Raw genomic sequence first — 6,803 nt, 5'->3', positions numbered from 1 at the left:
GGCCTCCGCCCTGATGACCTCCGCCAGACTGCTGCCGCACGAACGGCAGGCCGAGGCGCGGGACCCCCTCGTCGCCCGGCTGCGCCTGCTGGCGGCCGAGCACGACCTGCCCGCGTACCGGTGGGTGTGCGAGCACCTCGACGCCATGACGGCCGCCACCCGCAACGACCCGGCGGGCGTCCGCCGGCACACGGGGGAGGGGCTGCACCTCGCCGACCGCTACGGCATGCTCTGGGCACGCGGCATCAACGCGACCACCCGGGCCATGCTCGCCGCCGTCGAGGGGCGGTTCTCGGAGGCCGAGGAACGCTACGCCCAGGCCGACGAGCTGTTCCGCCGGGTGGGGGCGCACCACGCCAACGGCCCGCGCACGCTGGGTCTGTGGACGATCCGGTTCACCCAGGGGCGGACGGCGGACATCGAGCGCAGCGTCCGCGAGGTGCACGAGGCGGTCGGCGCGCCGGTGGCCGTGGCCCACGCCCTCCTCCTGGCCCGCCAGGGGAGGCTGGACGAGGCGCGAGAGATCCGCTTCCCCGCCCGGCCGGTGACCGACCACCTCTACGGCGTCGAACTGGACTACCGCAGCGAACTGGCCGTCCTGCACGGGGACACCGCCACGGCCCGTCTGCTGGCCGGGCATCTGCTGCCGCTCCGGGACCAGTTCGGGGGCGCGGCGGGCGCGGCCTACGCCACCAGGCCGCTCGCCCACCCGCTGGGGGACCTGTACCGCCTGCTCGGTGAGGAGGGGGCGGCGGCCGACGCGTACGCGCGCGCCGAACGCGTCGCGCTGGCATGGAACTCCCCCCACCACGCGGCAGCCGCCCGCCGTGCCGCCGCGGAACTGGCGGCGGCACGACGGCGGCGCCGCGTCCTCGTGCCCTGAGGATCCACCGGGACGGAACCGCGAGCCCCGTCCGGTCCGGTCCGCATCACCTCAGTGACGACCGAACGGACAGCCGCATCCGGTCAGTTGCCCAGCCCATGGGCCAGGCGGTCGGTGAGCAGCCGGGAGAAACGGGCCGGGTCGGGCAGGTCGCCCCCTTCGGCGAGCAGCGCGCTGCCGTAGATCAGCTCGGCGATCTCCGCGAGTGCGGGGTCGGCGGCGTCCGCCTCGTGTGCCGCCCGCAGGGAGGTGACCAGCGGGTGTGCCGGGTTGAGTTCGAGGATCCTCTTGACGGTGGGCATCTGCTGGCCCATCGCCCGGTACATCTTCTCCAGGGTGGGTGTCACGTCGTGGGCGTCGCCGACGATGCAGGCCGCCGAGGTGGTCAGGCGTGAGGACAGGCGGACCTGCTTGACCTGTTCGGACAGGGTGGAGGTCAGCCAGGGCAGCAGGGCGGCGAAGTCCTGCTCGCGCCGCGCCTTTTCGGCGTCGCTCTCCTTCTCCCCGTCGGCGGATTCATCGAGGTCGACCTGGCCCTTGGCGATGGACTGCAGGCGGTGGCCGTCGAAGGCGGGGACCTGGTCGACCCACACCTCGTCGATGGGGTCGGTGAGGATCAGGACCTCGTAGCCCTTGGCGGCGAAGGCCTCCATGTGCGGGGAGTTCTCCACCGTGGCGCGGCTCTCGCCGGTCAGGTAGTAGATGGTGTCCTGGCCGTCCTTCATGCGCTCGACGTACTCGCGCAGGGTGGTGGTCTTGTCGGGGTCGTGCGTGGAGGCCGCCGACACCAGCTGAAGCAGGGTCTCGGTGTTGTCCGTGTCCTCGACCAGGCCCTCCTTCAGCGCCCGGCCGAACTGGGCCCACACCTTCGCGTAGCGCTCGGCGTCCTTCGACTGCATGTCCTTGAGCGCGCCGAGGACCTTCTTGACCAGGCGCCGGCGCACGCCGCGGATCTGGCGGTCGTGCTGGAGGATCTCGCGGGAGACGTTCAGCGACAGGTCGTGGGCGTCGACGACACCCTTGACGAAGCGCAGGTAGTTGGGCATGAGCGCTTCGCAGTCGTCCATGATGAACACCCGCTTGACGTACAGCTGCACGCCGGGCTTCGTGTCGCGGGAGAACAGGTCGAACGGTGCCTGCGAGGGGACGAAGAGCAGTGCCTCGTACTCGAAGGTGCCTTCGGCGCGCATGTGGACGGTCTCGGCCGGGGGCAGCCAGTCGTGGCTGATCTGCTGGTAGAACTCGTTGTACTCGTCCTCGGTCACTTCGGTGCGCGGCCGGGCCCACAGCGCCTTCATCGAGTTGAGCGTGTCGGTCTCGCGGGCGGTTTCGCCCTCGGTGCCGGTGTGTTCGGCGGCCATCCGGATCGGCCAGCGGATGAAGTCCGAGTACCGCTTGACGATCTGCCGGATCTTCGACTCGGACAGGTAGTCGGCGAGTCCGTCCTCGCTGTCGGCGGGCTTGAGGTGCAGGGTGACCGAGGTGCCCACGGGCAGGCCGTCGACCGTCTGGACGGCGTAGGTGCCCTCGCCGTCGGACTCCCACTGGGTGCCGGAGTCGGTGCCGGCCCGCCGGGTGCGCAAGGTGACCTTGTCGGCGACCATGAACGCCGAGTAGAAGCCCACGCCGAACTGGCCGATCAGGCTCTCGGCGGTCGCGGCGTCCTTGGACTCCTTGATCTTCTCCAGCAGGGCGGCGGTGCCCGACTTGGCGATCGTGCCGATCAGGTCCACCAGGTCGTCCCGGGTCATGCCGATCCCGTTGTCACGGACGGTCAAGGTGCGGGCGTCCGCGTCGATTTCCAGCGAGATGTGCAGGTCGCTGGTGTCGATCCCGGTGAGGCCGGAGTCGGTCAGCGATTCCAGCCGCAGCTTGTCCAGGGCGTCGGAGGCGTTCGAGATCAGCTCGCGCAGGAAGATGTCCTTGTTCGAGTAGATCGAGTGGATCACCAGCCGGAGCAACTGGCGGGTCTCCGCCTGGAATTCGAGCGTCTCGACATTGCTGCCCATTGAGGTCTCTTTCTGTGGGAACGTCATGAACGATGTGGACTGGGACCGGGGCTGGCCGTTGCCTGCCGCCGGCGTGCGTGCGTGCGCTGTGGCTTGGTCGCTCCGTGGCGGATCAGGAGTTGCGCTGGTCGTTGCTGTCCTTGCGGAGCTGCTCGGTGCGGCGGGTCATGGCGTCGATGCGGTCCGTGAGACCGGAGTCCCGGGGCAGATGGTCCCGGGTCGCGGTGAGGGGTCCGACGAGCCGGGCGGCGTCGTTGTCGGCGAGGGCCAGGTTCAGGTCGCCGATCGCGCCCTCCGCGCTGGCGGGAAGGCCGGTGAGCGAGGTGACCTGGCCGGCGAGGCGCCGGAGGTCGGCGGCGTTGTCGCGGGCCCAGGCGGTGACGGTGCGGTCGGCGGCACGCGAGTCGCGGGTGGCCTGGACCCGCTGCTCGCCGGTGCTCCCGGCGGCGCCGGGGCGCAGTCGCAGGTAGCGGCGTTCGGCGGCCTGGCGGCTGGCGACACCGAGGGGGCCCGCCAGCTCGGCCCAGCTGGCGCCCTGGCCGCGGGCCGTCTCGATCAGGACGCTCTCCCAGCCGGCGAGCTGCTCGCGGACCTCGCGGAGCATCAGCAGAGCGGTCAGGGCCGGGTGCGGGCCACGGTCACCGGCAGGCCGCGGCGAAGGCGCGGATGCTCCCGGTGGGGCCTCCTGCGCGTCCTTCACGGACCGGCTGATCGCCTCCAGTGCCGCGGCGGCGGCATGGAAGGACACCGGTGTGGTGGGCGGGTCTGCCTCAGGCATGGCACCTCCGTCTGCCTCGTCATCCCTCAGATGACGCCCTGCTTGTCATCGTTTCGATGACATGTTACAACAGGGACACGTTGAAGCGCATGGACAGTTCCTGCCTGAACCGACCGGAGGCTTCGCGGGATCTCCGGCCGAGCTCCGGGCCAGGAGCTGCGGAGGGCGGGGAGCACCGTTCCCCCTCCGGCACCCGCCCTCCGCCCCTTGATCCCCTTCACCCCCTCGTTCTCGGAGGTGACGTCGATGTCGATGCGCAGGGAGTCGTTCCTGGCCCATGTCCGGGAACGCGGCGAGTACGAAACCGTCGAGGAAGCCGACCGCGCGGCCCGCGTCGTCCTGGCCCTACTGGGCGCGCACCTGGTCGGCACGGTACGGGCCGAGCTGGCCGCCCGGCTCCCCGAGACCTACGCCCTGATCCTCCTCAACCCGCTGCAGGCCGCCGAGCCGCTCTCCCCGGAGCGGTTCGTCCAGGCGACGGCGGCCTGGATCGAGGGCGCCACCGAGGAGACGGCCCTGTGGGACATCGGGGCGGTCCTGTCCACCGCGGCCGCCGCGGCGGGCGACGTCCTCACCCGCGAGGTCCTGCTCCAGCTCCCGCCCGGCTACGACGCCCTCTTCGGCTACCCCCAACCCGGCTGACCGCCGCCGGCCGGGCACCGGCCTCGCCCGGTGCCCGCCGGTCGCAGCCGCCCCCACCCTGACGGCCCGGATCCCCGACGCGACGGCTGTTCAGTGGCCCTCAACCCTGGCCATGGGACAATGTCGGAAGGGATTCGTGTGGTCGCGGCACCTTGCGACAGACCGCAGCTACCGGTCGGTAGCCCGACCCCACCCGAAACCGAAGGGCCGCTGTGAAGCGCACCGCCCCCTTGTCCGCCGCCATGGCCGTCTCCCTCGCCGCCGGCGTGCTGTTCACCACGGGTACCGCCTCCGCCGGGGAGCGGGCCGGTACCTCACAAGCCGGGGGCGACGTCTACGGGACGAAGACCCCGTACGCCCCGCAGGGCAGGCCCGGCCGCTACGAGAACGCCCCGAACGGCTTCGTGCCGGTCTTCACCGAGACCGTCGCCCGCCACGGCTCCCGCGCCATGACGGACAGCGGCGACGGCGACGCCGTGCTCGCCGTCCTCCACCGGGCGCAGGACCAGGGTGCCCTCACCGGCCTCGGCACGCGGTTGGGACCGCAGGTGCGGTCACTGCTGGACGCTGCCTCCGCACTCGGCTACGGCAACCTCTCCGCCCGTGGCGCCGAGGAACACCGGCAGACCGCGCTGCGCCTGGAGCAGCGGCTTCCCGGCCTGGTCGCGGGCATCGCCGCCCGGCACGAGTCCATCACAGTGGAGACGTCGGGGGTGCCGCGCGCGGTGGCGAGCGCCGACGCCTTCACGGGTGGTCTGACGGCCGGGGATCCGGCGTTGGCGGGTTTGATCAAGGCGCCGGTCACCGACAAGAACCTGCTGTACTTCCACAAGCAGCCGCAGAACGCCGACTACCAGGCGTACGTGAAGAGCGATCCGCAGCTGGCCACGGTCCTCACGGGGATCGACGGTGACCCCCGCACGGCCGAAGCGGCACAGCGCGTGGCCGCGCGCCTGTTCCGGCAGGACTTCGTGTCGGCGCTGTCCGCCGAGGCGCAGATCTCGTTCGCCCGTTCGCTCCACCAGCTCCACAGCGCCGCGCCCGACCTGGCCGTGGAAGCGCCGGACGTGGACTTGACCCCGTTCCTGACCCGCCGCGACGCCCAGTGGTTGGCCTACCTCGACGACGCGGAGGAGTTCTACCAGAAGGGCCCCGGATTCAGCGGACGCACGATCACCTACAAGATGGCCGGCGTCCTCCTCGACGACCTCCTCGCCCAGGCCCAGGCCAAGGCCGCGGGCACCAACGGCAACGGCGCGGTGCTGCGCTTCACCCATGCCGAGGAGATCGAGCCGCTCGCCGCGCTGATGGGCCTGCCCGGCAGCACGGAGCCCGCCGAGCCCGGGCAGCCGTACGCCTACGGGAACAACCCGTGGCGCGGGGCCGAGGTCTCGCCGATGGCGGCGAACATCCAGTGGGACCTGTTCGCGAACACGCCTGCCGAAGGCCGGCGGGCCACCTACCTGGTGCGCATGCTCTACAACGAGAAGGAGACGGCCTTCAAGCCCTCCTGCAGGCCAGTGGCCACGGGCAGCTACTTCTACGAACTCGACGAGCTCACACACTGCCTCGCCCACGCCTGAGCCACCCCCACCGCGCGCCCGGCCGCCTTCCGGGGTCGTCCTCCGGCTGCCCGTGGATTCGGGGTTTGGAATCCGTGGGACGGCGCATAAGGACCACACAGTCCGAATCGTTGCAAAAGGGGCACCTCATGGGCATCATCGGCTGGATCGTCCTGGGCCTGCTCGCAGGGATCATCGCGAAGGCCATCATGCCGGGGCGGGACCCGGGCGGCTGCGTCATCACGATCCTGATCGGCATCGCCGGCGCCCTCCTCGGAGGATGGCTCGGCAAGGTGATCTTCCACGTCGAGTCCATCGACGGGTTCTTCCAGCTGTCCACCTGGATCGCCGCGATCGTCGGCGCCCTCATCCTTCTGGCGGTCTACCGTCTCGTGGCAGGCCGGAGGACGTGATGAAGGTCCTCCCGGGGCGGAGCCGGCGCGGGAGGAGAAGACGCCGGCGGCTGATCCGGCGTATGACACCCCGCGCCATCGCCCGGCGTGCCATGACGCGGGCGATGGCATGGGGCCTGCGGTGGTCGGCCCGCGGCGCCTGGCTCACGTTCCGGATCCTGCTGCGCGCCGCCTTCTCACGGCGGCTCCGGCCCCTCTGACCCTGCCTGCGACGCCGCGGCTGACCCGGCCCCGGCCGTCCCTCTCAGTGCCGGTGGTCGTCGCGGGCCGTACGGCGCTGCGCGTCGGTGTTCGGGGTGAGGGCGTCACCGGCCTCCCCGTCCTTGCCGCCGGGCATGACCGCCTCCTCCGCCTGCTCGCGGGCCTCGCGATCGCCGCTCTCACCCGGGGCCTTCGAGGGCGGGGTGGCCTCGGAGTGCCTCTTGCGGTGGTTCTCGTGCTCGTTCACCTTCGTCCTCCCTGGTCAGGTGTTCCCGGTCTGCTCACTCGGCTGCCCCGTCCGCCGGATCTCACACG

The 6,803-nt window shown here is 71.4% G+C and carries 6 protein-coding genes and 1 pseudogene; 4 read left to right on the top strand and 3 right to left on the bottom strand.

Annotation, left to right across the window (positions count from 1 at the left end; genetic code table 11):
* Positions 1-883 (top strand): annotated as a pseudogene (locus VR44_RS15175) (BTAD domain-containing putative transcriptional regulator); the annotation flags it as partial.
* An 83-nt stretch (positions 884-966) separates the two neighbouring features.
* On the opposite strand, the gene htpG reads toward VR44_RS15175, so the two are convergent.
* Positions 967-2,892, bottom strand: a complete 1,926-nt coding sequence (gene htpG / locus VR44_RS15170) for a molecular chaperone HtpG (protein WP_045948011.1) — start codon at positions 2,890-2,892, stop codon at positions 967-969.
* A 112-nt stretch (positions 2,893-3,004) separates the two neighbouring features.
* The gene (locus VR44_RS15165) at positions 3,005-3,670 is read right to left on the bottom strand and encodes a hypothetical protein (protein WP_045948010.1); all 666 of its coding nucleotides are present in this window, start codon (positions 3,668-3,670) and stop codon (positions 3,005-3,007) included.
* Between the two features lie 246 nt (positions 3,671-3,916).
* On the opposite strand from VR44_RS15165, the gene VR44_RS15160 reads away from it, so the two are divergent.
* The 3 genes from VR44_RS15160 (at position 3,917) to VR44_RS15150 (ending at position 6,287) form a co-directional block, all read left to right on the top strand.
* Entirely contained in the window at positions 3,917-4,312 is a 396-nt protein-coding gene (locus VR44_RS15160; RefSeq protein ID WP_045948014.1) for a DUF2267 domain-containing protein, read from the top strand.
* Between the two features lie 212 nt (positions 4,313-4,524).
* Positions 4,525-5,895 carry a histidine-type phosphatase gene (locus VR44_RS15155; protein WP_052713612.1) on the top strand — a complete coding sequence of 457 codons (1,371 nt, stop codon included), beginning with the start codon at positions 4,525-4,527 and terminating at the stop codon, positions 5,893-5,895.
* Between the two features lie 128 nt (positions 5,896-6,023).
* Positions 6,024-6,287: a GlsB/YeaQ/YmgE family stress response membrane protein gene (locus VR44_RS15150; RefSeq protein WP_045948009.1), complete on the top strand. Its 264-nt coding sequence runs from the start codon at positions 6,024-6,026 to the stop codon at positions 6,285-6,287.
* Between the two features lie 244 nt (positions 6,288-6,531).
* Here VR44_RS15150 and VR44_RS15145 read toward each other — a convergent pair whose 3' ends face one another.
* Positions 6,532-6,735 (bottom strand): hypothetical protein, encoded by a 204-nt coding sequence (locus VR44_RS15145; RefSeq protein ID WP_045948008.1) that lies wholly within the window; start codon positions 6,733-6,735, stop codon positions 6,532-6,534.
* Positions 6,736-6,803 lie beyond the last annotated feature (68 nt).

This window comes from Streptomyces katrae (genome assembly GCF_000966975.1).
Taxonomy (GTDB): domain Bacteria; phylum Actinomycetota; class Actinomycetes; order Streptomycetales; family Streptomycetaceae; genus Streptomyces; species Streptomyces katrae.
This window is presented reverse-complemented; position numbering and strand designations above follow the sequence as displayed.

Bases quoted from the DNA above. Each gene is read 5' to 3' on its own strand.
- VR44_RS15150 (WP_045948009.1), top strand. From the start codon at position 6,024: ATGGGCATCATCGGCTGGATCGTCCTGGGCCTGCTCGCAGGGATCATC.
- htpG (WP_045948011.1), bottom strand. From the start codon at position 2,892: ATGGGCAGCAATGTCGAGACGCTCGAATTCCAGGCGGAGACCCGCCAG.
- VR44_RS15160 (WP_045948014.1), top strand. From the start codon at position 3,917: ATGTCGATGCGCAGGGAGTCGTTCCTGGCCCATGTCCGGGAACGCGGC.
- VR44_RS15165 (WP_045948010.1), bottom strand. From the start codon at position 3,670: ATGCCTGAGGCAGACCCGCCCACCACACCGGTGTCCTTCCATGCCGCC.